Raw genomic sequence first — 23,806 nt, 5'->3', positions numbered from 1 at the left:
GACTGAGTGGGTTGCAACCCACTCAGTCTGACTTCGACTGTCACTGGGTGCCTGTACGCTCTGCTTCGGCAAGCGCCTCACGCCCCGCACCGCGCCTCACGCCCCGCGCTTCACCGAACCCCGCGGAGCATCACCGCTTCGGGCGCAGCTCCAGGCCGGTGGTCTCCGGATCCTCGGGCAGGCCGATGACGATGTCGTCGCCGTCGGCCACGTCGCCGGAGAGAAGCCCGCGGGCCAACTTGTCTCCGATCTCGCGTTGGACCAGCCTGCGCAGGGGGCGGGCGCCGAAGGCGGGGTCATAGCCTTCGAGGGCGAGCCAGTCCTCGGCGGCATCGGTGACCTCGAGCGTGATCCGCCGCTCGGTCAGGCGAGAAGCCAGTCGCTGGATCTGCAGGTCGACGATCGAGGACAGTTCCTCGGTGCTCAGCGCGTCGAAGAGCACGATGTCGTCGAGGCGGTTGAGGAACTCGGGTTTGAACGTCGAATGTACGACGCCCAGCACCGCATCCTTCTGCTCCTGGGCACTCAGCGATTTGTCGACGAGGAACTGCGAGCCCAGGTTCGAGGTCAGGATGAGGATCGTGTTCCGGAAGTCGACCGTGCGTCCCTGACCATCGGTGAGGCGACCGTCGTCGAGGACCTGGAGCAGGATATCGAAGACGCTCGGGTGCGCCTTCTCCACCTCGTCGAGAAGGACGACGGAGTAGGGGCGACGACGCACAGCCTCGGTGAGCTGACCGCCCTCGTCATACCCGACGTATCCCGGAGGCGCACCGACGAGACGTGAGACCGTGTGCTTCTCTCCGTACTCACTCATATCGATCCTGATCAGGGCCTTCTCATCGTCGAAGAGGAAGTCCGCGAGGGATTTCGCGAGCTCCGTCTTGCCGACACCGGTGGGGCCGAGGAACAGGAACGAGCCCGTCGGGCGGTCAGGATCGGCGATGCCGGCACGTGAGCGACGGATCGCATCGGAGACCGTGCTCACGGCACTCTTCTGGCCGATGAGACGCTTGCCGAGCACATCCTCGGCGCCCAGCAGCTTCTCGATCTCGCCTTGGAGCAGACGACCTGCGGGGATGCCCGTCCAGGACGCGACGACCTCGGCGATGTCGTTGCTCGAAACACGGTCACTGACCATCGGATCGGTCTCGGATTCGGCATTCGCCTCCGCCGCCTCGGCGAGGTCGATCTCCTTCTGCACCGCAGGGATCTCCCCGTAGAGCAGGCGCGAAGCCGTCTCGAGGTCGGTGTCGCGCTGAGCCCGGTCCGCCTGGGAGCGCAGCTCGTCGAGCTTCGTCTTGAGCTCACCGACGCGATTGAGGCCGGCGCGCTGGGATTCCCAAGTGGCCTCGAGGCCGTGCAGCTCCTCTTCCCGATCGGCCAGATCTGCACGCAGGGCGCCGAGGCGCTCCTTCGAAGCCGTGTCCGTTTCCTTGGACAGGGCCATGTCCTCCATCTTCAGGCGGTCGACGGTGCGGCGGAGCTCATCGATCTCGACCGGAGCCGAGTCGATCTCCATGCGCAGCCGGGATGCGGCTTCGTCCACGAGGTCGATGGCCTTGTCCGGCAGCTGGCGGCCGGTGATGTAGCGATTGGACATGGTGGCCGCGGCGACGAGTGCACCGTCGTTGATCGAAACCTTGTGGTGGGCTTCGTAGCGTTCCTTGAGTCCACGCAGGATCGCGACCGTGTCCTCGACACTGGGTTCTCCGACGTAGACCTGCTGGAACCTGCGTTCCAGAGCCGGATCCTTCTCGATGTTCTCGCGGTACTCATCGAGCGTGGTGGCGCCGACGAGGCGCAGTTCACCGCGGGCGAGCATCGGCTTGAGCATGTTGCCAGCGTCCATGGCGGAGTCTCCGGTGGCGCCGGCACCGACGACGGTGTGGAGCTCATCGATGAACGTGATGATCTGACCATCGGCGTTCTTGATCTCCTCGAGGACGGCCTTGAACCGCTCCTCGAATTCGCCGCGGTACTTCGCGCCGGCGACCATCGCGGACAGGTCGAGGCTGATGAGCGTCTTGTTGCGCAGGGATTCTGGCACGTCTCCGGCCACGATCCGCTGGGCCAGTCCTTCGACGACGGCGGTCTTGCCGACGCCGGGCTCGCCGATGAGGACAGGGTTGTTCTTCGTCCTGCGTGAGAGGACCTGGATGACCCGGCGGATCTCCTTGTCGCGTCCGATGACCGGGTCGAGTTTGGCCTCTCGTGCGGTGGCCGTGAGGTCGACGCCGTACTTCTCCAGCGACTGCATCGTGTCCTCGGGATTCTCCGAGGTGACCTTCTTGCCTCCGCGCAGCTCGGGCAGAGCGGCCAGCAGGGCATCGCGACCGGCACCATTGCGGCGCAGGGCTTCACCTGCCCCGTCCTTGCCTGCGGCGGCCGCGAGCAGCAGGTGCTCTGTCGACACGAACTGGTCGCCGAGGCTGGTCATCTCCTCCTGCGCAAGATTCATCATCTCGAGTCCCGCCCGTGACAGCCCCGGTTGGGACACGGTCTGACCGCTGACGGTAGGGAATCCATCGATGGCCGAGCGGACCGCAGCCAGCACGGTTCGTGTGTCGGCACCGACCTTCGTCACCAGGTTCGAAGCCAGCGAGTCCGGTTGTTCCAGCAGGGCTGCGACAAGGTGGGCGGGCTCGACCTGATTGTTCCGCCGAGCCACGACGTCGTTGACGGCGGATTGCACCGTTTCGCGTGATTTGGTTGTCAGCTGTGCGTCCATGCGCATCTCCTTCACAAATGTTCTTCGCAGCTGTTCTGTGAACAGCTTTTGCTCTCGAAGAGTCAAACACCGACAAAGTTGAGTCTATTCCACTCAACTTTGAAATGGCGAAAGAATCTGAGTCTTCTCGGCACGCACATCAACACGGTGAGGGGCGGCGCACGTCACTTCAACAGCACTGACTGGAGGTCGAAGCGGCGCAGCACTCTGTCGGCGATCTCCGGATCGGTGCCGCGTTCACGTCGGGCCTTGAGCACTTCCGTGCGGGCGGACTGCAGCGCCTTGGTCTGCACCTTCGCCATCGCCTCGCGGTTCTCCTTCAGCGTCGCCGCCTGCTCCGAGCTGACCTGGTCGTCAGAGGTCCCCAACAGCTGGGAGTAGAGGACCTTGAAGCGTGCGCGCAGTGGCTCGGCCACCTCGTCAGGGAGACTGTCGTCGTTCTTGATCTGGACGAGCGCTGCCTTGTACGCACGGCGTGCGATCTCCGCGGTGTCCGCTCGCTCCTTCTCCGCCTCGTCGTCGATGCCGAGGACGTTGACGATGGTGGGGAAGGTGAGCCCTGCCAGCACCAAGGTAACCAGCAGGATCACGGCGGCTGCGACGAGGATGTAGGAGCGGCCGGGGAACGGCTCACCGGTCGCGGTGGTCGCCGGAATCGACAGCGCCAGAGCGATCGTCGCCAAGCCGCGCATTCCGCCCCAAGTCATGAGGGTGGCATCCCGGATATTCAGTGGTGCGGCATCCGGATCCTCCTCCCGGCGCTTGTTCTCCAGCACGGTTCCGATGAGCAGCCAGCCGAATCGCACGGCGATGACGATGAGCGCGATGCCCAGCCCAACAAGCACTGCTCGACCCAGGTCGGCATGCTCTGATTCGACGACCATGCGCAGATCGAGGCCGATGAGGCCGAAGGCGATGCCGGTGATGAGCATCTCGAGGACCTGCCACGTCGAAGCCTGGGTGACACGTTCGGCTGAATTGGCTTCGACGTCGCGTCGGCGCACCTCGAGAGCGGCCACGACGACGGCGATGACGCCGCTGGCATGGAGGTGCTCGGCGATGAGGTAGACGCCGAAGGGCAGCATGAGCATGAGTGAGGAGCGGGCGATCGTGTGGTCGATCTTCTCCATCACCCACCACACGATGAACACGACGACGAGGCCGACCGTGATGGCGATGATCGCAGAGATGAGGAAGGACAGGGCCAGCTGCCCGAAGTCGACATCGGTGCCGGTCATGGCCGCCGCCATCGCAGTCTGGAAGATCACGAGCGACGCAGCATCGTTGAATAGCCCCTCGCTCTGCAGCGTCGACATGATCCGCCGAGGTATCGACACGGTTCCTGCGACCGCATCGACGGCGACAGGGTCGGGCGGGGCGAGCATGGCTCCCAGCGCCACCGCGGCGGCGATGGTGATTCCGGGAATGAGGAGCACCGCGGTCCCGGCTACGGCTGCCACCGTCACACCGACCAGGGCGACCGCCATGCCCAGGATCGTGCGCCAGCGGATGGCGAAGAGCGCCCATGACGTCTTCTGTGCGGCCGCGAACAGCAGCGGAGGCAGGAACAGGGGGAGGATGAGCTCGGGCTCGATGGTGATTTCGGCAAACGTGGGAATGAACGCACCGGCGATGCCGATGACCACCATCAGTGCAGGCCAGGGGAGACGCAGCTTCTGGCCCAGGCCGACGACCACGCTGGTTGCGGCACCGAACCCGATGATCATCAGCAGGGTTGTCATGGCCGTCTCCCTCGGTATGGGTGGCATGTCTGCACACCGGAACAAACACATCGACGTCAGAGAGCATCGTCTGCACGAGGGGCGCCAGGTGAGGACCTCGAAGGAAATCCACGTCAGATTTCCGCGCCGGACCAACGATATTTTGGCAGAATGCTGTTATGTCTGACTCAATTGTATTCTCTCTGGCGAACGACGCAGTCGCGACGATTTCGATCAACGAACCGGAGACTCGGAACGCGCTGTCGCGCTCCGTGATGAATGACCTGATCGACACCCTCGCCGAGGTGGGGCAGCGCACTGACGTCCGTGCAGTGATCCTGTCCACCGCAGGACACGTCTTCAGCTCCGGCCATGATCTCAGGGAGATCAGCGGGGCGAAGCTGGAGTCGCAGCAGGAGACCTTCGCCGTCTGTTCTGAACTCATGCAGCTGATTCAGTCGATCCCACAGCCGGTCATCGCGCAGGTCCAAGGCGTGGCGACCGCAGCTGGGTGCCAGCTTGTCGCCAGCTGCGACCTGGCGGTGGCTGCGCAGTCGGCCCGATTCGCCACGCCGGGGGTGAAGATCGGCCTGTTCTGCTCTACTCCCATGGTGGCGCTGACCCGTGCAGTTCCGGCGAAGACGGCGATGCGGATGCTGCTGACCGGAGACTTCCTCAGTGCGGCCGATGCACTGACATTCGGGCTGGTCTCCGATGTGGTTGCCGATGACGAACTCGAGACAGCGACTGCCGAGCTGGCGCGGAAAGTCGCGTCAGCCTCGTCGGCTACAGTGGCAGTAGGCAAAGCAGCGTTCTACGAACAGCGTGATCTGCCTCTGGCAGACGCCTATGCGCACATGTCGGAGGTGATGGCGCACAACGCCGTCGCAGCCGATGCACAAGAGGGAATCGACGCATTTCTGCACAAGAGAGAACCTCAGTGGCAGCATCGGGACTGACAGTGTGATTTCCTATGACTGTGAACTTGTTCGGATGAACCGGATGAGACGCTTCAGACGATGATGGAGGATCAGACGTGGCGGTAATCGTGACCGGAGCCAGCGGCTTCATCGGTGGCGCCATCGCCCGTGCCCTGGCGACCAGGGACGAGACGGTCTATGCCCTGGGACGGCGCGATCCTGAGATCCCCGGTGTGAATTTCCAAGCGTGGGATATCACGGAACCCGCGGACGGTGCGGTGAAGACTCTGGCGAAGAAGACCACAGTGGTCTTCCACTGTGCGGGCATCTCGAAGGTCAATGCCGATGACGATGAGCTCTACGCTGTGAAGGTCACCGGCACCAGAAACGTGCTCGACGCATTCCCCAAAGCCCGGGTCGTGCACATCTCCTCGACGACGGTCTATTCCTCGATCGTGCATCATGCGGACCTGTGGGAAGAGGCCGGGCCCAAGGACCCGAACGACTTCCACGATGCCTACTCGAGGACGCATGCTCTGGCTGAGCAGCTCGTGACGCGGATCCGACCCGATGCGGCGATCCTCAGGCCGGCTGCGATCTACGGCCCTGGTGAGTCGATGCTCATGCCGTATCTGAGCCGAGCTGCGAAGAATGGTGTCCTCCGGCTCCCCGGCGGCGGCAGGCAGAAGATCACCCTGACCCACATCGACAATCTGGTGCGGGCGGCGATCGCCTGCGTCGACGTGCCGTCGGCCTCGGGTCCGTTCAACATCGGCGACCCGACCCCGTACAAGCTCAAGGACGCGGTTTCCACCCATTTCGCCCGTATGGAGTACGAGCCTGTCGTCATCGAGGGGATCGCGAAGGACAGGGCGCTCTTCGCCGCGAAATTGGGGTTGAAGATCAAGACGTTCTTCAACCGGGGCAACCGAACCGAGCTGTTCCTCGTCGAATACCTCCAGTTCGATCGCACATACAACCTCACTCGGCAGCAGCGGGTGCTGGGAATCTCGACGACGCAGTTCCTCCTGCCCTCACGATTTCAGTAGCAGCCCCGGTTCGTTGGTGCTCCCGGTAAGCTGCCCCAGCAGACCCAGCAGACCCAGCAGACCCAGCAGACCCAGCGTTACCTCAGCGCCGAGAGCCAGGGCCGTGGGACCGAGGGGAACTCACCGCTTGAGCCCGTGCTGGCTGGCGATGATGCGCGACACCACGCTCCGCGGAAGTGCCCGTTTGAGCAGGAACGGCAACGGTGACCGGCTGCCCACAGCATAGAATTCGCGAGGTCTGGCGGCTTCGATGGCCTTGACGATGGTTGCGGCGACGGTCTCGGGCGAGACTCCCCGCCGCTCATTGTCATCGAGGTGCCCCAGCATCGTGGTCACATCATCGGTGTAGACGGAGCCGGGGTCGAGGTACTTCGTGCGCCGGTTGCCGATGCCGGTGGCGATGGACCCGGGCTCGATGACGCTGATCCACACCCCGAACGGTGAGAGCTCTTGACGCGCGGCCGTGGCGAATCCGCGCAGGGCCGCCTTGGCCGCGACATAGGAGCTGCGATGTGCCAGGGGAAGCTGGCGAGCATTGAACCGATCATGATGATCCGACCGCGTCCTCGCCTGCGCATGCCAGGCACGGCGAGCTGGCTCAGCCGCACCGGCCCGAAGACATTTGTCCGGAACAGGCGGTCGACGGCCTCGGGCGGGAGCTCTTCGAAGGGACCGGACTGGCTCTCCCCGGCGTTGTTGACGAGAACGTCGATGTCGGCGACCTCGTTTCCGAGAGACTCGACGCTGTCGGGATCAGCGAGGTCCAATTGCAGATAGCGAACGCCGGGGATCCGCTCGGACTTCTCGATCCGCTCAGGGTCTCGGCTCGTGGTCAGGACCGTGCATCCCTTGTCTGCCAGCACTCTGACCAGCGCGGCGCCGATGCCAGAGGTGCCGCCGGTGACGAACACCGTGAGATCCGTATTCGTCATGGTCAGAGATCCGCTCGGCCCATATCGTTCGCTTCATGCTCGGTCGCAGTCCGGCCGGTACCTGAGCTCTTCTCCACGCCCATACCGGCTTCCCAGCTTCCGGCGACGGCCCGGCCCGCGCGCATTCCTGAGAAGATGCACCCGCCCAGGAAGGTTCCCTCCAGCGCGTTGTAGCCGTGCATTCCTCCGCCGCCGAAGCCTGTGACCTCACCGGCGGCGTAGAGTCCGGGAATCGGTGTGCCGTTTCCCCCGATCACCTGCGCGTCGAGGTTCGTCTCCAATCCGCCCAGCGTCTTGCGTGAGAGCAGACTCAGACGCACCGCGATGAGCGGTCCGTGGGAGGGGTCGAGGATCTTGTGTGGTTTCTGCACTCGCACGATCTTGTCGCCGAGGTAGTTCCTGGCATTGTGGATGGCCTGGACCTGTGCATCCTTGGAGAACGTGTGATCCATCTGGCGATCACGCTCGACGATCTGGTCGACGAGGTGGTCGTGATCGATGACGGGTCCCTGTGAGCGTTCATTCATCCCGGCGACCAGCTCTTCGGTGGTGTCTGCGACGACGAAGTCGGGACCGAAGCGCTTGAATGCTTCGACCGGGCCGGGTGCATCGGAAGACCGGGCGCGCTCGAGAGTCAGACGCCAGTCCTTCTTTGTGATGTCGGGATTCTGCTCCGAGCCTGAGAGCGCGAACTCCTTGCGGATGATCGACTCGTTGAGCACGAACCACGAGTAGTCGTGGCCGGTCGAGAGAATGGTCTTCATGGTCCGATTGGTGTCGAACCCGGGGTAGTTCGGTGCGGGGAATCGGTTGCCCTCGGCGTCGAACCACAGCGACGAGGGTCCTGGGATGATGCGGATTCCGTGGTTCGGCCAGATCGGATTCCAGTTCTCTATGCCCTCTGTATAGGCCCAGATTCGGTCCCGATTGATCAGGCTCGCACCCGCGTCCTCGGCAATGGAGAGCATGCGACCGTCGACATGGGCGGGCACTCCGGCGAGCATCGTCTGCGGGAATTCGCCGAGGCGCTCGACCGGCCAGTACTGGCGCATGAGGTCGAAATTGTGTCCGATGCCGCCGCTGGTGACGATGACTGCGGGAGCACGGAGTTCGAAGTCTCCGAGCTCCTCGCGGTTAGAGGCGACCCCTCTGCCGGTGGGGCTGGGGGCAAGTGTTCGCCCGCGAACCCCGACGACACCGCTTCCGTCGCCATGGCCGCCGTCCTCACCGTTGCCGCCGTCCTCGACGATCAGCTCATCGACACGATGTCGGAAGCCCATTGTCACGAGGCCCGCGGATTCCGCCCGCTCCACTGGTTCGCGGAAGACTCGGACCACCTCGGGGCCGGTGCCCCAGGTGAGGTGGAACCTCGGCACGGAATTCCCATGTTCGGAGGCACCGGACCCGCCTCTTTCCGCCCACCCGACGATCGGTGTCAGGCGCAGCCCCAGATCATGCAGGTAGCGGCGTTTGTCACCGGCGGCGAACTGCAGGTATGCCTCGGCCCATTGCCGGGGCCAGTCGTCCTCGTCTCGATCGAAGCCCGCCGAGGTGGCCCAATCCTGGCGTGCCAGGTCGAGGGAATCGTGGACACCGAGTCGGCGCTGTTCGGGGGAGTCGACGAGGAAGAGGCCGCCGAGGGACCAAAAGGCCTGACCGCCGAGGTTGGCCCGATTCTCCTGGTCGAGGATGAGCACTCTCTTCCCGGCGAGACTGAGCTCATGGGCGGCAACAAGTCCCGCGAGGCCGGCCCCGACGACGATTGCGTCAAAAGCCTCATCCGGATGCGGGGCGGCGTTCGGTGAAGTTGTTCCCATGGGCGACTCCTTCGTCGATGTATGGGCCTGGCGACCCCATGAATACTCAGACTACTGTCACTGAAGGCGGCCGGAGTGTTTCAGGCGTTCAGCGTCGAATCCAGCCAGGCCGAGGCGGCCGCGAATGAGTCGTCCGTGGTCGTCGGGTCGAGGGGCACCGTGGTCTTCGAAGCACTGGGATAGCTGCCGAGGAAGCTCAGACTGCGGGTCACTCGGTGGACTCCCTGCAGGGCATCGGCCACTCTGGCCTCGTGCACATGGCCCAACAGGTCGATCGAGAACTGGTAGAGTCCGAGGCCGTCGCCGGTGGGTCGGGATTCGATGCGCGACATGTTCACACCACGGCTGGAGAACTGTTCGAGCATCTCCAGCAGCGCACCGGCACGGTCGGAGCGCAGTGAGGCTACCACCGTGGTTTTGTCCGACCCCGTCGGCGGGGGAATGGTGCCGGGACGGGTGACGACGACGAACCGGGTCTCGGCGTCCTGGCGTTCCCCGATGTCGTTGGCGAGGATCTCGAGGCCGTAGCGTTCGGCGGCGATGGCAGGGCATACGGCTGCCACATGGTCGGCGGCGTTGTTGGCCAGATCCCGTGCGGCCGCGGCTGTCGAGGAGGTCGGGAGGTAGACGGCATCGGGAAAGTTCGCGGACATGAACGTGCGTACCTGTGCCTCACCGTGCGGGTGGGACCCGAACGAAGTCAGCGTGCTGGGATCGGTCCCCGGCTTCACCGCCAGGACGAAGCGAACGGGCACGACCACCTCGGCGATGATCTGCAGCCGACCATGATCGGTCAGGGCGTCGATGGTGGCGGGAACACCGCCCTCGATGGAATTCTCGATCGGCACGACAGCAGCCAGGCAATCGCCGTCGAGGACGGCGTCCAGGGCCGCGGCCCCATTGCGCATGGGCTGGGTCGACGCGCTCGAGCCCAGATCGTGGGAGTCGAGATACTGCAGGAGTGCTGCTTCGGTGAATGTGGCCTCGGGGCCCAGGTAGGCGTAGCGATCGCCGCTCATCTCGAGGCTTCCTTCTTGTCGCTCAGGTTCTTGGCGCGCAGTCTGCGCGCGAAGATCGCACGCGCGACATCGCGGTATTGGGCCGCACGGTGCATCTGTGCTTTGAGGTTCTTGCCGGTGACTCGGTGGTAGAGGTCGCATTCGACCTCTTCGACACGCAGTCCGGCATTGACGACGTCGATCGTCATGGCCGCCTCGACACCCCAGCCGGCGGCGAAGGGCAGCGCTGCGTCGAAGGCCTCTCGGCTCAGGCAGCGCGTTCCCGACAGCGGCTGGGTCGCTTCGAATCCGCTGAGTTCGGCGATGCCCTTCTTCGCGAGCCTGACGACGAATCCGAACCCGCCACCCTTGCGCTTCTGTGCGGGCAGGATCGCAATCGTCATATCGGCCTCTCCGGCGAGAACCGGCGCGGCGAGGGGGGCCATATTGACTGCTGAGTCCTCCAGGTCTCCGTCGATGAAGAGGAGAGCACGATGGTCCGGGTGCTGGTCGGGATTCGAATCGGAGATCTCACGATTGCGAATTGCGAACGCGCCGGTCATCATCGCCGCAGCCTTGCCTTTGTTCTTGCGATGGGTGACCACCTCGGCGCCGGCCCTGCGGGCGAGGGCACCGGTGTCATCGGAGGAACCGTCGTCGACGACCATGACGATGTCGACACCGGGAATCTGCTTGGTGCTGCGCACTGTCGCTGCGATCCGATCGGCTTCGTTCATCGCGGGGATGATGGCAGCGATCGCGCGCGGAGCAGTCGCCGAAGAGGCATCCGGGTGTGCAGGATTCGACTGTTCGGGCATGGAAACTCTTCTCCTTTCCGTCGTCGGCACCGGCGGAGTCGCATGGACTCTCGCCGGTGGCCGTGGCGACGGAACTCAGTGGATGGTCAGCTGGCGAGCAATGATGCCCGAGCGTGCCCGGCGTGCCTCGGTGCTGAGAGGTTCACTCGTGTGCATCGCGTCTTCGATGCGCTTGCCGAATTCGCCGATGGGCTCTTCGATGTCATCGACCTGTGTGCCGAATTTCAGTTCCCAGACGGGCACGACGATGCCGTGCGCGCGGAAATAGCCCAGGAAGGTTCCGGGGCCGCCGAGGTCGTTGAGGCCCTCGATCTGAAGACGGGCGAGAGCGTCGACGAGTGTATCCTCGCCCTCTGGTCGTGCCCAGCGCACGTAGGTGCGGCCGGACATCTCGGTCCAGTACGCGGACGTCACGGAGGCGACCTTCTCCGTGGGGGAGATGGAGTCATTGGCCTGTTCGAGTGCCGCTGCGACATCAGAGTCCGTCTCGGCTTCTGGCAGCTTCCAGTATTCGAAGGTCTCGAGCACGCGGATCTCGAACGGGTGGTCGGTGTCGAGGATGTCCTGGAGACGCGGACCCTGACCGGGTTCGGTGGTCGCCTCGATCGTGGTCCCCGGCTGCGCTTCGATTGCGGCGAGGATGCCGTGCGCGACATCGCGGGAGGCATCGGTGGATGACACCGGAACCTGCATGCCGGCCAGGATCTGGCCGTCCTCACGGTGCCAGGCCTGCCACGCGGCGGGCAGCAGAGAGGTGACCGTGATCTCCTGACCACCGAATTCCTCTTTCAGCTTCGCCGAGGCGGTCGCCGCCGGCACCAGCTCGCGCAGGCAGATGAGGTCCGCCTCGAACGGCAGGCCCTCGAACGGACGCGCAACGAAGGCCGTGGCCTCTGCACGTGCCAGACGTTTGGCAATGACATCTTCTTTGGATCGCTTCGACTTCTTACCCATGGAAAACAAGTCTAGTCGGTCTGACGGCTCAGGACGCATCCCGTCGACCGGGGCGAATCAGCGCGGCACGGCCACCGGGATGAAGTAGCGGGTGGTGTTCGACTCGTCCATCGTCACCAGCAGTTTGTCGCCGGGGCTCGGGAAGGCCGATCTCTCGGGGTTCTCCGGAGTGAGTCCCAGGTTCTCCAGGCGGATGATCCCGTGCCGACCGACCTCGTCGGCGGCGAGGACATAGGAATGATTGAGCTCGCGGATGGTGACCTCTATCGACGGGACCTCAGCCGCGGCATCGACATTCGTCATGGTCCGAGGTGGTGAGGCGTTCCCCATCCCCAGATAGGCGCCGACGTCGTCGGCGATATAACCGGCAACCACATCGGCCTGGGCCAGGAGTCCGGAGAGGACGACTGAGAGCCGCTCCTGCTGGGCATCCGATTTCAGTGCCTGACCGGGCTTGAACAGATGCTCTTCGGCGAGCACGCACCACGCATCCTGCATGATCGTGCGCAGCTGCAGTTCAACGAGCACCGACGGTTCGGCGTCGAAGGGAACTTCGATGATGAGATGGCGCCCGCGATAACCGGAAGGCTTGGGCCGGGCAGAGTAGTCGCGCACTTCGGCGACGGAGAGGTTCGATTCGTCATTGCTGTCGGTGAGCAGATCCCACAGCGCCGTCTGTTCACGCTCGGTGCGGCACACGGCACGAGCACCGACGACATCGATGACCTGGTTCTCGACCTCGACGGCCTCATGGATCTCGTCATTGGCATCGGCGAGTTTGCGGCGCAGCTTCTCACCGGCTCGGAGTCGGTCCTTGATCCTTCCGCGGCCGACAGTGACTCTCTCACCCGACAACAGCGCGGAGCCCGAGCACGCGGCCTCGACCCAATCGTTGACCGTCTCCAGGGCGGCCCTCCACGTCGACTCGCGCCTCTCGTAGGCTTCGTCGACCAGTTCGCGGACTGTTGCTGACATCCTCGTCACCTTCCTAGCTCCTGTTTCAACTTCACCAGAAGACGCGGTGGATGTCCATGCTTTCCGCGCGAAGCTTTCTTCGTGCAGATGTGCGCTGTGCTGTGGGCGACGGCTCAGCCGTCAGCGATCGGTAGGGAGGTACCCGTATTCGTAGCCGCGAGCCAGCGCATCCCGACGATTGCGGACTCCCAGGCGCGAGTAGAGATTCGACAGTTTGTTCTTGACCGTACCTTCGACAAGGTTCAGCTCGGCCGCGATGGCGGACACCGACGACTGGGTATCCAGCAGGGCCAGGAGCTGCCTCTGCGAGGGGCTGAGCAGGGTGTGTCCGGCGCGGATGCGAAGTGTCTCCCCGAGGCTCAGCAGCCGCTGACGGAGTCGCTCCCCGGCGCCGAGTCCGCCGGGCCCGCCGATGGAACCGTCGCCGAAGCGGGCCTGGGCCGAGCGGAGGTCCTCAATCGATCCGGGTCCGTCAACCGAGCTTGGGTCGTCAACTGATCCGGGTCCGTCAGTCGGTCCGAGGTCGACAGCCGATCCAAGGTCGTCAACCGTTCCGGGTCCGGTTGGAAAGACCGGTGCGATCAGATCCCACTCGGCGGCGCTGGAACTGCGTTCGATCAGCTGATCGCGCAGAGACTTGGGAACCATCGCAACGGGAATGAGGCTGGCAGCGATCCTGCAGTACTCGAGCGCATCGGCGAACGCGGAATCTGACTCGACCAGCTCGCCCTTGCCCAACAGGCTGGCGGCCTGAATCGCCCGGGCAGAAGCCTTGGCGTGCAGATCGAGTGAATTCTGAGACAGAACTCTGTTCGCCAGGTGCGCCGCGGTCCCGTGCTCGCCGATGGTCAGATGGAGCTGAGCTCTGGCCAAGATGATGTACGGTGATTCGGTCTCGGCATCAAGCAGAACGTTCTGGGCGAGGTGGGTCTGCCCCTGAGCCAGGTGGAGGCCGACCAGAGTGAGCTGCAGAGTATGCAGCAGGAGTCCGTCAGCCGGCAGTGAAGAGCGGTTGGCGTCGATTGCCTGCTGCAGCCGTTTGCCCTCGATCCCGACATCGCTGCGCAGAATGCCGAACAGTGATCTGTACCGAACGACGCCGAGCCACGAATGATGACCCAGAGAGGGGTCGGCCAGACGTGTCGAGTACTGACCTGCCTCGTCGAGGTCCAGTGCGTCCATGGCACGAATCATGCGAGCCAGAGAGTAGGCGGTGAGCGTGTGGGGGCTCGTGATGCGAGTCCGGTCCTTGAGGTCGTCGAATTGGCGCAGGTGCACGTCACTCGATGGCCCGTTTCCGAGCATCGCGTGTGCCAGGGCGCTGTAGGAGTGCGCCGGGAGTAGGAGATAAGGGGAAGACGCAGAGGCGAGCTCTGTGAGGATGATCGACCGGCGCAGCAGCTGGGCACTGCCTGTGAGGTCGCCTGTGAACATGCTGGTGATCCCATATTCGAGATGAAATCGTGCTTCGCAGAGCGGGGTTGGTGCCGACTGCAAGCGCCGGGTGTCGTTGATGAGTTCCTGGGCCGCTCTGGCGATGTGGAGGCCCTGGGCCGACTGGCCGAGCAGCTTCTGGCGCCGCATCGATGCGATGGCCATGATCATAATGTCATCGACAGTGAAGTCGCCGTTCTTGATTCGTTCCAGCTGTGAGTCGAGCGTCGGGACTGCCGCGTGTTCGAAGTTGACCTCTTTGAGAACGGTCAGGGCGTCGTTGACGCCGAGTCGCCGTCTGACTTCGACGACCTGCAGGCAGTCGCCCAGGGCCTCGGCCAAAACTGCTGAGTTGTGAGCCTGGGCCTCGGGGACCTTCGCGAATGCGTCGAGAGTCGCGTCGAAATGGTCGACCATGAGTGCATGGCCGCGGCTTGCCCAGAGCTCTGTCAGTGCGGTCCACTCTCCGGCCTCCGCGACGTGCAGCAGAGCTTCGTCGAAGCCCTCGGAATGATATGTGGCCGGGGCCCGCAGCCATTCGGCGGCGCTTGCACCAAGTGCTCGGCGGGACCGTGATTCGCTGTGTCGATCTCTGGCGTCGTAGAGGCGTCGCAAGATCGTTCTCATGACAGGAGCAATCGTGTGGTGGCCGGTGCGGTCCAGAGCTGGGAGCAGCACACCGTCTTCGTTCAGGTGCGCTGAGAGGTCAGAGACGTCGAATGGACGTGTGCCTTCCGGGGCAGTGGGAATGGAAAACGATCCCAGATGGGGCACGGCGCCGGCGGCGATTGCGAGGGTGTCGGCGTTGATGTCGCGCATGAATGAAAGCAGGTGGGCAAACCTCAGCTCGGGGCTGTCCGGTGCCTGACGTCGGATCTGCGCCAGAACGTCGGCGGAAGGAAGATCCGAGTAGCGATCGGCATCGATTGCAGAGAGGTCATGTCCCATTGAGTCAGCGCCCTGCAGAACGGCCTGGCCTGCCAGGAGGTGGCCAGACGTCTGTTGGAACAGACTCGTCCAAACGGCGTCGGGCAGTTGGGGTGCGATGTCGGCGAGGCCAGTCGCAAAGGAGCGGACCGTCGTCGCGCGCTCGCCGGGAAATACGCCTTCACTTGGAGAGGGAACCGTCGGGGAAACGGGACCGCTCTGGTCAGCGGAATCATGCATGGGTGGGGACCTCGGGCAGTGGGGATACGGGGATTATCTACCACTAAGTAATCTATCCGATCTCCGTGATCGAATTCTGCTTACTCAATGTCATTACTCTGTGATTTTCACTAAGCCTGTGCTCAAAAATGCCTGCGTGCTGTTTCGGGGAGTGAACAGCGACACATTTCCTTTAAGGATCACCTTTGAAGTGATGTTTCGTCAATACGGATCAGCGTTGAGAGGGATCGACGTCGGTGCCGAGCATCTCCGTGGCGGCTGAGGTGGCCGTGGCGGCGGCCGAGGCGTGCAGCAGAGGGGTGCTGCACTGGGTGACACTGTGGGGTGAGGTGGAGGTGTGAAGCGGCCGTTCACACCTCGAAGTCGACGATGACGGGTGCGTGATCGGACGCGCCCTTGCCCTTGCGCTCCTCGCGGTCGATCTCCGCGCCGGTGACCTGCGCGGCCAAGGACGGTGAGGCCAGTTCGAAGTCGATGCGCATGCCCTTCTTCTTCGGGAAGGCCAGCCTCTGGTAATCCCAGAAGGTGTAGACCCCTGGGCCAGGTGTGAACTGCCTGGTGACCTCGCTGAGTCCTGCGTCAAGGAGGGTTTTGAAGGCCTGGCGCTCGGGTTCGGACACGTGGGTGAGGCCGTCGAACTCCGCCATGTCCCAGACGTCCTCATCCAGAGGCGCGACATTGAAGTCGCCGCACAGGACGAGCTTCTTATCAGGAGTTTCGCGCAGCTGCGCAGAGATATCGGCAGTCAGCGCCCGATACCATTCGAGCTTATAGGTGTAGTGAGGGTGGTCGAGTTCGCGGCCGTTGGGGACATAGAGCGAATACACCCTGACTCCGCCGCAGGTGGCTGACAGAGCACGAGCCTCGACCACGGGCTCTTCGCCGAACGAGGGAATGTCCGTGAATCCGATCTCGGGGTCTTCGAGGCCCACTCGAGAGGCGATTGCCACGCCATTCCACTGATTGAGGCCGTGGAAGCTGACTTCATAGCCTCGGGAGGTGAACAGATCCTTCGGGAACTGTTCGTCCTTGCATTTGAGTTCCTGGATGGCCAGGACGTCGACGTCGGAGCGATCCAGCCAAGCACCGATTCTGTCTTGTCGGGCGCGGATCGAGTTCACATTCCAGCTCGCGATTCTCACCCTCCCACCCTAAGCTGTCCCGGCCGCAGGCCCAAGCTCACTGGGCAGAACAAGCCAGCAGACGCATCCGCTGGCCCCATCGCCTCGGCGTCGGTCCGATACCGATAATCTGGGGTCATGCCTGAAGCACTCAACGAACATCTCGGCCACGATGGTGCCGCCTGCCCCGATTCCTACTATGTGCGCACGGCACCGGAGGCATTCGTCTCGACGCTGCACAGCCAGGGCGCGTGGCAGCCGGGAGAACAGCATCTGGCCCCGGCGGCAGGGCTGGTGTTGGCCGAGATCGAACGCCGCCTGCCCTCGGACAAACTGGTCTCGCGGGTCAGTTTCGACATACTCGGCGTCATCCATTCCGGCGAATTCACCGTAGACGTCAACGTCATCCGGCCTGGTCGGACCATCGAACTCATCGAGGCCAGCATGCGCCACGGTGAGCGCACCAGCGTCCACGCCAGAGTCTGGCGCCTGCTGCCGGGCGACACCGCAAGCGTCGTCGGCGACGAATGGCCGACTCTGCCTGAGCCCGAAGAAGCTCCAGCCGTCCCATTCACCGGCCGCTGGGGCGGAGGCTTCATCGCTTCGCTGGGCGGCGGTCAGTTCGCCGACGCCCATCCCGGATCCGCCCGTTCCTGGATCAGGTCCCCTTATCCGCTCGTCGACGGGGAGGACGATCCTGCGACCGCGGCCTTCGTGAAGCTCGTCGACACCGCCAATGGGCTGGCTGTGAGAGAAGATCCGAAGTCGACGTTCTTCCCCAACGTCGACCTCACCATCCACCTCACCCGAGTGCCCGAACCAGGTTGGGTCGGCTTCGAGACGAAGGTTGCTTTCGGCCCCACCGGGATCGGTGAGACCACAAGCGTCCTCAGCGACGTCAACGGGCCGATCGGCACCGCAGCGCAGTCGCTGACGGTGCGCGTGGGCCAAGGCGCGAAGTGACGAGGCCGCGCGCACTCGTCACCGGTGCCAGCTCGGGGCTGGGGCGTGGGTATGCACTTGCCCTCGCCGCCGACCAGTACGACCTGGTCCTCGTGGCCCGTGATGAGGTCCGTCTGCAGGAGCTGGCGACGAGCATCGAAAGCGACAACGGCACCCACGCCGAGGTGGTCGTGGCCGATCTGTCGACCCGAGCCGGCATCGACGTGGTCCGGACCGTGATCGAGACTTCGCGGATCGATCTGCTTATCAACAACGCCGGATACGGACTCAAGCAGGGTCTGCTCGAGTCGGAGATCTCGGAGCTCGAGGACCAGGATATGGTGCTCACCGGCGCAGTGCGCGAACTCTCTCTGGCTGCGGTCAGGCGGATGCGCGAGCGTGGTCGCGGAGGCCTGGTCAACGTCTCGTCCATGGCGGCGCTGACGACGATGGGCCAGTATGCGGCCTCGAAGGTATCGACCGTCGTCTTCACCGAAGCTCTCGCCGGCGAACTGCGCGGAACTCCGGTGACAGCCACCGTCGTGCTGCCCGGATTCATTCGTACCCGGTTCCACGAACGACTCGGCGTCGACCGACCGGGACCCGGGTGGATCTGGCTGAGTGTGGAGCAGGTCGTCGCCGCATCCTTACGCGATGCGCGACGCGGCAAGGTGATCTCGGTCCCTGGGGCGAGCTATGGGCTGGCAGCTCGAGTCGCTCGGTTCGTTCCCCGCTCTCTGGTGCGCTGGGGGTCGACCGGTTTCTCTCTCAGCAGGCGAGACGAGCACTGAGGTCGCAGCAGCGACAGTGCGACCCGCCGCATGAAGTTGAGTCTTGAATCATTTTCAGTGAACCCTGTGACCTGGGATTTTATCGGGTGGCAGGAGTCGGTGAAACGCCCCAGCGCGATTCAGGCAGGGCAGAACAATCTTTACAAGTGGGATCGATGTGTGATCCAATAATGGTGTTCGCCCGGTGGGGATCGGGTGGACACAACGGACGTATGGGGATGCGTCCGGGTACTCGAGGGGAGTGCTGCGAGGACCCCGGGATGTCGCGATTACGCGCCCCGGGGTCTTTGTCATTCACAGTTGAACACTGCGCTGCCTCCTCTGACGTGACCGGGCAATTCCGATCTCCACACCGACAGCGGACAACGGAACACCAAGGGCGTGACTGGCGTTGCGGGTCACGCGATCTGCGATGTCGGCGACGACTGCATCGACGTCGGCACGTTCGTCGACATCGACATGGAGGACGAGCTCCGGTCGTCGCGCCGTTCCGCGCAGAATGGCCTGCGCATCGACGACTTCAGGGGTGTCTCCGAGGTCATCTTCCACGGCTGCGGCAATGACGTTCGCCGTCACGGTCGTCACGCCGCTCCGAGCATCTTCCTGCATGCGCAGGGGTTTTGCGGAATCCTTTCGCGGAACCTGAGCGGCGAGCCAACGCACACCGATGATCGCCAGGATGAGAGCTGCCGCCAGCGCGATGACAGCGGAGAACGGCAATGCGAACACCGCGGCGATGGGCTGCAGCTTCGCATCCGGGGTCAGGCCGGGGGCCACCGCTGCTGCCAAGCCGAAGCTGAGTGCGAGGACGGCGAGTCCGGCCACGAAGAAGATCAGCCCGACGATGATGAGACCGGTGCGATTGGCACCTGCTGCCAGTCGTTTCATGCCGGTCTCCTCTGTGCGCGAACCTTGACGGTGGGTGTGCGGTCGAACGCGATCGAAGCGAAGCGCTGGGTGACTGCGGCGTCGACATCGTGGCGGATTTCGTCAGTGTCACGCACTGGGGTGGAGAAGGTGACATTCGTCGACGAAGCATTGGACGCGGCACGCACGCTCGAGACTCCGTCGACGGAGTCCGCTGCCGCAGCTGCCAGGTTCGACAAGGCTGAGGTCGGCAGAACCACCTCGAAGCGTTCGACGTGCTCTGGTGCCTGCGCGCGGTAGCCGATGTTGCGTTTGGCTCCTGGCGAGATCCCGATGACGAGGAAGATCAGCCCGAGGACCGTGATGACGGCACCGGCGGTGACGATCGCCGCCGCGGCCCACGTCATTGATCCGAGAGTCGCGAATCCGGAGAATCCGGACGACAGCGCCGAGCTCCCAGAACCGTCGGACACGATGGCGGCAATGGCCGCCCAGCCGAGGGCGACGGCGATGGCCAGGATGAGGATCGCGAGGATGACAGCGGGCACCACGCGTGCCGGGCGTGCCCGAAACAGTCGTGTGCTCATTGCAGATTCCTCACTGATCTTCCGGTTCCTGAAGCGTTGGGTTTGAGCCATTTGACGTCGACGTCGACCTGACGGACGCTGACTCCGGTGAGCGCTTCGACATCGGCACTCAGGCGACGACGGACCGATTCGGTCGCCTCGGTGATGGGGGAGGGATATGCCAGCCCCAGCTGCACCTCGAGTGTGCAGCTGCGACCCGAGAGGGTCACGTCCACGCTGGGACGGCTGTCGAGGTCGGCATTCGAACCGAACCCGAACAGGCCCGACTTCGCGCCGCCGACCCCGGGCAGACCCTTGAGGATCTGAGAGGCCGTCTTCTCGATGACTCGGTCAGCGATCGTGGGGCCACCACGTGATGAAGCCACGATGCTACCTCCGGGTCGTCGAGCGCGAACTCAGCGCGCTGAGATCGAGGCGTCCGTCAAGGACGAGGCCGATGACCAGTCCGAGCCCGCCGCAGATGGCGACGATGAGGAACGCGAGGAAACCACCGAAGAACGCAACGATGCCCAGCGTCAGTCCGACGAGCAGACCGATGAGTGTTTTCGACATGTCAGTCCTTCGTCTCAGTTGAGTTCGACGGTGTCGTTGGTGTTCTGCTGATCATCGTCGTCGCCGGGGAGGTGGACGTCAGCGACCTCGATGTTGACCTCGACGACCTGGAGTCCGGTGCCCTGCTCGACGGCACGGATCACGTTGCGACGGATCGCCTCGGCGACGTCGACGATCGACGTTCCATACTCCACGACGATGGTGAGGTCGATCGCAGTCTGCTTCTCACCCTTCTCGACGGAGACTCCTCCGGAGACGTTCGTCTGCGAGCCGGGGATGCGTTCGGCGAGGGCGTCGAAGGTGCGGCGTGCGGCATTGCCCATCCCGAACACGCCGGGGACCTCACGGGCGGCGATGCCGGAGAGCTTGGCGACGACGTTCTCAGCGATCGTGGTATTGCCCATGTCGGTCACGAGAGGGCTGCGAACCGAATCGTCGGTCCTGGACTGCTGGGAAACGGTGGACTGCTTGTCTTCTGGCATTTGTCTTCCTTTTCGCTTCGAGGATCCTGTTGCGAGAACAGGTTTGTTATGAGTACAGACGCGCATGACCGACAAACCTCACGCATGATTGCGAAAGAATTTTCTCGCCGGTGAAAATCTTCTCGCAGGCGACGCAGATTCGTCCTGTCGTGGCGAACACGCTCACTGCGATTGCGGTCGCATACGATGTGGGTATGACAAGGCACGATGATCGCTTCGATATCGTCACCCTCGTCGTGCGCGCGAGAGAGGGCGATATCGACGCCTTCGAGGCGTTGGTTGACCGGTATGAGACGAAGCTCCTGCGATTCTGCATGCGCACGCTCGGTGACCGGCAGGACGCGGAAGACGTCGTGCAGGATACGCTGGTGCAGGCGTGGAAATCGATGAGTGCTCTGACCGAACCGGCCGCTTTCGGCACGTGGATCTACCGTCTGGCATCGAACAAGTGCACCGACCTGCTGCGCAGGAGGATGGCCAGGCCTTCGGACGCGCAGGATCCAGATGATATGAGCATCCACGCGGATGGGCGGGCGTCGGTTGAGAAGTCCGTCGAGGCGCGTACAGCTCTGCAGCATTTCTCAGACGTTCTCCAGACGCTCTCATCAGAACAGCGGGTAACGTGGGTACTCCACCAGATGGAAGGCCTCAGCTACGCCGAGGTGGCGACAACTCTGGGCATCAGTGAAGGCAGCGTGCGCGGCCGAATTCACCGAGCCCGCACTGCCATCATGGAGGGGATGGAAGGATGGACGTGAACGAGCATGTCGGCTCCGGCGCTGAACCCGACCAGACGAGTGCCGATTCTCAGCGGGAGTCAGACGCCCAACTTCGCGGTGTCATCGACGAATACATGAGCACGTTCCAACCCGAGCCCGAAGATACGGCCGGAGTGCGTGAGCGCATCCTTCAGCTGGTCAGAGACGATTTGTACCGGGGGCCCTCGACCAATCTGCAGACAGAGCAGGGACACCCGTTCTCGATCTCGACCGCTTCGGTGCGATCAATTGTGCGCAATGCCGTTGACTCAGTGGATGGGATCCGAGCCCGCAGCGTCGACGTCGAGCCTGCCGGGGATCCGGAAGGGAGTGCGGCGACGGTGTCGCTGACGGTGGCCATGCGCGCCGGCATCTCCTTCGCCCCCACCGCTGAGGCGATCCGCCGATCCGTATCCGCCGAGGTCCTGGCCGAGTTGGGGATCCCCGCGGCCCGGATAGATATCAATGCTGAGGATGTGTACGTTGATTGATCGTGGCGAGTCGAAGGACTCCAATCTCCTGTACAGCGGCAATGTCTCTGTCAACGGCTCTGTCAACGGCAACGGTAAAGAGGTTGTGGAATCGGCCCGGCTGGCTGACTCCGTGACCTCGATCGCCGGGGTCAGAGCCCTGGCGCCGGGACTGCGTGACCTGGTCGCCACCGCCACGGCCAAGGTGCTGCGGCGCACCGGCGATGAGCCAGTGGGAGTTGACGTGACCCGGGGCGGTGACGGTGTGAAGGTGAGGATCGACGCTCACCTTGACCACACCCGTTCGGTCGCCGAGGTCGTCGATGAGATCTTCTCGGTCATCGAGACCGACATCGCTCGTGGGGCCGTGGAGGTCAGCGGGCGGCTCGACATCGACCTGCGCGTCGTCAGCCGGGGGTAGTCGCGCGATCGGCCGTCAGCGACGGTGGGTGACAGTTAGGACTGCGGGTGAATGTGAAGAGGCCCGGAATCCAGTGTTGGATTCCGGGCCTCTTCACACGCCGGACGTGATTCGACAAGGGTCGAATCGTGCCTGAGTCAGATCATGATCAGGCTGCTTTGTCCTTCTTGCCCATCTTGCTGGTGATGAAGCCCCAGATGATGAGGACGATCAGCGCGCCGCCGATCGCACACAGCCAGGAGGACAGAGAGAAGAACGCATCCATCTGGACTCCGAAGAGTGCGCCTCCGATCCAACCTCCGAGCATGGCTCCGATGACGCCGATGATGAGTGTGGCGATGATGCCGCCGCCCTGCTTGCCCGGCAGAATCGCCTTGGCAATGGCGCCGGCAATGAGTCCGAGGATCAAATATGCGATGAAACCCATGAGGTTCACATCCCTTCTGAAGTAGCTGATGATCGGGCATGTTGGGTGGATCTGTCTCCAATGGTAGATCCGATTCTCACGGAACGTACAGCTTAGCCCGATCTTTTATGACATTGATACAGACGTTCGCTCGGCGGAAACCTCACGGACGGATTCGATTCGAATGTCGTTATTCCCATCACCACCTCGGCGAGGGCGGCCGGAACTTCATCACCACCTCGGCGTGTGTGACAGCCCTGGTCTGCGCAACCGCACTGGCCGTTTAGACTTGGGGACATGATCGATAGTGCAGACACCCGCCGACAGTTGCTCGACCTCATCGACGAACTCGCCGTTGTTCGTGGCAAGGTGACCCTCTCATCTGGCAGGGAAGCTGACTACTATCTGGATCTGCGCAGGGTCACTCTCGACCATCGCTCCGCACCACTGATCGGTGATGTGGTGCTCGATCTCCTGGCTGCCGAGGGGCTGCTCGACAAGGTCGACGGCGTGGGCGGGCTGACGATGGGCGCCGATCCGGTCGGAACCGCCGTCATGCACCGCTCAGTGGTTCGCGGCACTCCCGTGGACTCCTTCGTCGTTCGCAAGGAGGCGAAGAAGCACGGGATGTCTCGTCGAGTTGAGGGGCCAGACGTCAAGGGCAAGCGGGTCGTCGCGGTCGAAGACACCTCGACGACTGGCGGTTCCGTGCTCACCGCGGTCGAAGCCCTCAAGGAGGCCGGCGCCGAGGTGATGGCAGTGGCCGTGGTCATGGACCGGGACACGGGCGCCAAGGAGCGCGTCGAGGCAACAGGCATTCCGTATCTCACGGCGTTGACGACAAGCGATCTTGGGTTGGATTGAGACGTTCGGCGGAGCTTCACGGGCGGATC

At 63.6% G+C, this 23,806-nt stretch carries 24 protein-coding genes and 1 pseudogene; 8 read left to right on the top strand and 17 right to left on the bottom strand.

What is annotated here, in order from left to right:
* Positions 1 to 130 precede the first annotated feature (130 nt).
* On the bottom strand, positions 131 to 2,731 hold the full coding sequence (gene clpB, locus FO013_RS02470) for an ATP-dependent chaperone ClpB (protein ID WP_143920966.1): 2,601 nt from the start codon (positions 2,729 to 2,731) through the stop codon (positions 131 to 133).
* A gap of 164 nt (positions 2,732 to 2,895) precedes the next feature.
* Positions 2,896 to 4,473: a Na+/H+ antiporter gene (locus tag FO013_RS02465; RefSeq protein ID WP_143920965.1), complete on the bottom strand. Its 1,578-nt coding sequence runs from the start codon at positions 4,471 to 4,473 to the stop codon at positions 2,896 to 2,898.
* A gap of 158 nt (positions 4,474 to 4,631) precedes the next feature.
* Between FO013_RS02465 and FO013_RS02460 the strand changes: the two genes are divergently transcribed.
* Complete coding sequence (locus tag FO013_RS02460; protein ID WP_143920964.1) at positions 4,632 to 5,411, top strand: enoyl-CoA hydratase; 780 nt, start codon at positions 4,632 to 4,634, stop codon at positions 5,409 to 5,411.
* 77 nt (positions 5,412 to 5,488) lie between these two features.
* Positions 5,489 to 6,421: an NAD-dependent epimerase/dehydratase family protein gene (locus FO013_RS02455; RefSeq protein WP_143920963.1), complete on the top strand. Its 933-nt coding sequence runs from the start codon at positions 5,489 to 5,491 to the stop codon at positions 6,419 to 6,421.
* 120 nt (positions 6,422 to 6,541) lie between these two features.
* Here the strand turns inward: FO013_RS02455 and FO013_RS22750 are convergent, their stop codons facing one another.
* The 9 genes and pseudogenes from FO013_RS22750 to FO013_RS02415 form a co-directional block, all read right to left on the bottom strand.
* On the bottom strand, positions 6,542 to 6,757 hold the full coding sequence (locus FO013_RS22750; RefSeq protein ID WP_260847932.1) for a hypothetical protein: 216 nt from the start codon (positions 6,755 to 6,757) through the stop codon (positions 6,542 to 6,544).
* 99 nt (positions 6,758 to 6,856) lie between these two features.
* Positions 6,857 to 7,353, bottom strand: a pseudogene (locus FO013_RS22745) (SDR family NAD(P)-dependent oxidoreductase); the annotation flags it as partial.
* A gap of 2 nt (positions 7,354 to 7,355) precedes the next feature.
* Positions 7,356 to 9,170, bottom strand: a complete 1,815-nt coding sequence (locus FO013_RS02445; RefSeq protein ID WP_260847929.1) for an FAD-binding dehydrogenase — start codon at positions 9,168 to 9,170, stop codon at positions 7,356 to 7,358.
* 80 nt (positions 9,171 to 9,250) lie between these two features.
* Complete coding sequence (gene pheA / locus FO013_RS02440; protein ID WP_143920962.1) at positions 9,251 to 10,189, bottom strand: prephenate dehydratase; 939 nt, start codon at positions 10,187 to 10,189, stop codon at positions 9,251 to 9,253.
* Positions 10,186 to 10,986 (bottom strand): glycosyltransferase family 2 protein, encoded by an 801-nt coding sequence (locus FO013_RS02435; RefSeq protein ID WP_143920961.1) that lies wholly within the window; start codon positions 10,984 to 10,986, stop codon positions 10,186 to 10,188. Before FO013_RS02435 ends, pheA begins: the two co-directional genes overlap by 4 nt.
* 75 nt (positions 10,987 to 11,061) lie before the next feature.
* On the bottom strand, positions 11,062 to 11,940 hold the full coding sequence (locus FO013_RS02430) for a DUF5926 family protein (protein WP_143920960.1): 879 nt from the start codon (positions 11,938 to 11,940) through the stop codon (positions 11,062 to 11,064).
* A gap of 57 nt (positions 11,941 to 11,997) precedes the next feature.
* The gene (locus tag FO013_RS02425) at positions 11,998 to 12,915 is read right to left on the bottom strand and encodes a GTP pyrophosphokinase (protein ID WP_143920959.1); all 918 of its coding nucleotides are present in this window, start codon (positions 12,913 to 12,915) and stop codon (positions 11,998 to 12,000) included.
* A gap of 120 nt (positions 12,916 to 13,035) precedes the next feature.
* On the bottom strand, positions 13,036 to 15,516 hold the full coding sequence (locus FO013_RS02420) for a helix-turn-helix transcriptional regulator (RefSeq protein ID WP_143920958.1): 2,481 nt from the start codon (positions 15,514 to 15,516) through the stop codon (positions 13,036 to 13,038).
* 350 nt (positions 15,517 to 15,866) lie between these two features.
* On the bottom strand, positions 15,867 to 16,658 hold the full coding sequence (locus FO013_RS02415; RefSeq protein WP_143920957.1) for an exodeoxyribonuclease III: 792 nt from the start codon (positions 16,656 to 16,658) through the stop codon (positions 15,867 to 15,869).
* Between the two features lie 117 nt (positions 16,659 to 16,775).
* On the opposite strand from FO013_RS02415, the gene FO013_RS02410 reads away from it, so the two are divergent.
* Both FO013_RS02410 and FO013_RS02405 read left to right on the top strand, forming a co-directional pair.
* Positions 16,776 to 17,600, top strand: a complete 825-nt coding sequence (locus FO013_RS02410; RefSeq protein ID WP_143920956.1) for a thioesterase family protein — start codon at positions 16,776 to 16,778, stop codon at positions 17,598 to 17,600.
* Positions 17,597 to 18,370, top strand: a complete 774-nt coding sequence (locus FO013_RS02405; RefSeq protein ID WP_143920955.1) for an SDR family NAD(P)-dependent oxidoreductase — start codon at positions 17,597 to 17,599, stop codon at positions 18,368 to 18,370. The genes FO013_RS02410 and FO013_RS02405 overlap by 4 nt, the downstream gene beginning before the upstream one ends.
* A gap of 294 nt (positions 18,371 to 18,664) precedes the next feature.
* Here FO013_RS02405 and FO013_RS02400 read toward each other — a convergent pair whose 3' ends face one another.
* Genes FO013_RS02400 through FO013_RS02380 form a run of 5 tightly spaced genes read right to left on the bottom strand, consistent with a single transcriptional unit; the run spans position 18,665 to position 20,858 of the window.
* Positions 18,665 to 19,258, bottom strand: coding sequence for an alkaline shock response membrane anchor protein AmaP (locus FO013_RS02400; protein ID WP_260847928.1), 594 nt, complete (start codon positions 19,256 to 19,258; stop codon positions 18,665 to 18,667).
* Complete coding sequence (locus tag FO013_RS02395; RefSeq protein ID WP_143920954.1) at positions 19,255 to 19,824, bottom strand: DUF6286 domain-containing protein; 570 nt, start codon at positions 19,822 to 19,824, stop codon at positions 19,255 to 19,257. The genes FO013_RS02400 and FO013_RS02395 overlap by 4 nt, the downstream gene beginning before the upstream one ends.
* A complete protein-coding gene (locus tag FO013_RS02390) occupies positions 19,821 to 20,189 on the bottom strand; it encodes an Asp23/Gls24 family envelope stress response protein (protein WP_143920953.1) in 369 nt (122 codons plus the stop codon). The genes FO013_RS02395 and FO013_RS02390 overlap by 4 nt, the downstream gene beginning before the upstream one ends.
* A gap of 4 nt (positions 20,190 to 20,193) precedes the next feature.
* A complete protein-coding gene (locus FO013_RS02385) occupies positions 20,194 to 20,376 on the bottom strand; it encodes a DUF2273 domain-containing protein (RefSeq protein ID WP_143920952.1) in 183 nt (60 codons plus the stop codon).
* 14 nt (positions 20,377 to 20,390) lie between these two features.
* Complete coding sequence (locus FO013_RS02380; protein WP_143920951.1) at positions 20,391 to 20,858, bottom strand: Asp23/Gls24 family envelope stress response protein; 468 nt, start codon at positions 20,856 to 20,858, stop codon at positions 20,391 to 20,393.
* 194 nt (positions 20,859 to 21,052) lie between these two features.
* On the opposite strand from FO013_RS02380, the gene FO013_RS02375 reads away from it, so the two are divergent.
* The 3 genes from FO013_RS02375 to FO013_RS02365 are packed head-to-tail and all read left to right on the top strand — an operon-like array spanning position 21,053 to position 22,507.
* Positions 21,053 to 21,616: an RNA polymerase sigma factor gene (locus tag FO013_RS02375; protein ID WP_143920950.1), complete on the top strand. Its 564-nt coding sequence runs from the start codon at positions 21,053 to 21,055 to the stop codon at positions 21,614 to 21,616.
* Complete coding sequence (locus tag FO013_RS02370) at positions 21,613 to 22,107, top strand: hypothetical protein (protein ID WP_143920949.1); 495 nt, start codon at positions 21,613 to 21,615, stop codon at positions 22,105 to 22,107. The genes FO013_RS02375 and FO013_RS02370 overlap by 4 nt, the downstream gene beginning before the upstream one ends.
* Complete coding sequence (locus tag FO013_RS02365) at positions 22,100 to 22,507, top strand: hypothetical protein (RefSeq protein WP_143920948.1); 408 nt, start codon at positions 22,100 to 22,102, stop codon at positions 22,505 to 22,507. Before FO013_RS02370 ends, FO013_RS02365 begins: the two co-directional genes overlap by 8 nt.
* A 148-nt stretch (positions 22,508 to 22,655) precedes the next feature.
* Here the strand turns inward: FO013_RS02365 and FO013_RS02360 are convergent, their stop codons facing one another.
* A complete protein-coding gene (locus FO013_RS02360; RefSeq protein WP_143920947.1) occupies positions 22,656 to 22,934 on the bottom strand; it encodes a GlsB/YeaQ/YmgE family stress response membrane protein in 279 nt (92 codons plus the stop codon).
* A 276-nt stretch (positions 22,935 to 23,210) separates the two neighbouring features.
* On the opposite strand from FO013_RS02360, the gene pyrE reads away from it, so the two are divergent.
* Positions 23,211 to 23,777: an orotate phosphoribosyltransferase gene (pyrE, locus tag FO013_RS02355; protein WP_143920946.1), complete on the top strand. Its 567-nt coding sequence runs from the start codon at positions 23,211 to 23,213 to the stop codon at positions 23,775 to 23,777.
* Positions 23,778 to 23,806 lie beyond the last annotated feature (29 nt).

The sequence above is a fragment of the Brevibacterium aurantiacum genome (assembly GCF_007558825.1).
In the GTDB taxonomy this organism is placed as follows: domain Bacteria; phylum Actinomycetota; class Actinomycetes; order Actinomycetales; family Brevibacteriaceae; genus Brevibacterium; species Brevibacterium aurantiacum_A.
Note: the sequence above shows the minus strand (reverse complement) of the source record. Positions and strands in the feature narration are given on the sequence as shown.

Excerpts from the sequence above, each read along its gene's own strand:
- clpB (WP_143920966.1), bottom strand. The coding sequence starts at position 2,731 with ATGGACGCACAGCTGACAACCAAATCACGCGAAACGGTGCAATCCGCC.
- FO013_RS02465 (WP_143920965.1), bottom strand. The coding sequence starts at position 4,473 with ATGACAACCCTGCTGATGATCATCGGGTTCGGTGCCGCAACCAGCGTG.
- FO013_RS02460 (WP_143920964.1), top strand. The coding sequence starts at position 4,632 with ATGTCTGACTCAATTGTATTCTCTCTGGCGAACGACGCAGTCGCGACG.
- FO013_RS02445 (WP_260847929.1), bottom strand. The coding sequence starts at position 9,170 with ATGGGAACAACTTCACCGAACGCCGCCCCGCATCCGGATGAGGCTTTT.
- pheA (WP_143920962.1), bottom strand. The coding sequence starts at position 10,189 with ATGAGCGGCGATCGCTACGCCTACCTGGGCCCCGAGGCCACATTCACC.
- FO013_RS02435 (WP_143920961.1), bottom strand. The coding sequence starts at position 10,986 with ATGCCCGAACAGTCGAATCCTGCACACCCGGATGCCTCTTCGGCGACT.
- FO013_RS02430 (WP_143920960.1), bottom strand. The coding sequence starts at position 11,940 with ATGGGTAAGAAGTCGAAGCGATCCAAAGAAGATGTCATTGCCAAACGT.
- FO013_RS02425 (WP_143920959.1), bottom strand. The coding sequence starts at position 12,915 with ATGTCAGCAACAGTCCGCGAACTGGTCGACGAAGCCTACGAGAGGCGC.
- FO013_RS02420 (WP_143920958.1), bottom strand. The coding sequence starts at position 15,516 with ATGCATGATTCCGCTGACCAGAGCGGTCCCGTTTCCCCGACGGTTCCC.
- FO013_RS02410 (WP_143920956.1), top strand. The coding sequence starts at position 16,776 with ATGCCTGAAGCACTCAACGAACATCTCGGCCACGATGGTGCCGCCTGC.
- FO013_RS02400 (WP_260847928.1), bottom strand. The coding sequence starts at position 19,258 with ATGAAACGACTGGCAGCAGGTGCCAATCGCACCGGTCTCATCATCGTC.
- FO013_RS02395 (WP_143920954.1), bottom strand. The coding sequence starts at position 19,824 with ATGAGCACACGACTGTTTCGGGCACGCCCGGCACGCGTGGTGCCCGCT.
- FO013_RS02385 (WP_143920952.1), bottom strand. The coding sequence starts at position 20,376 with ATGTCGAAAACACTCATCGGTCTGCTCGTCGGACTGACGCTGGGCATC.
- FO013_RS02380 (WP_143920951.1), bottom strand. The coding sequence starts at position 20,858 with ATGCCAGAAGACAAGCAGTCCACCGTTTCCCAGCAGTCCAGGACCGAC.
- FO013_RS02375 (WP_143920950.1), top strand. The coding sequence starts at position 21,053 with ATGACAAGGCACGATGATCGCTTCGATATCGTCACCCTCGTCGTGCGC.
- FO013_RS02360 (WP_143920947.1), bottom strand. The coding sequence starts at position 22,934 with ATGGGTTTCATCGCATATTTGATCCTCGGACTCATTGCCGGCGCCATT.
- pyrE (WP_143920946.1), top strand. The coding sequence starts at position 23,211 with ATGATCGATAGTGCAGACACCCGCCGACAGTTGCTCGACCTCATCGAC.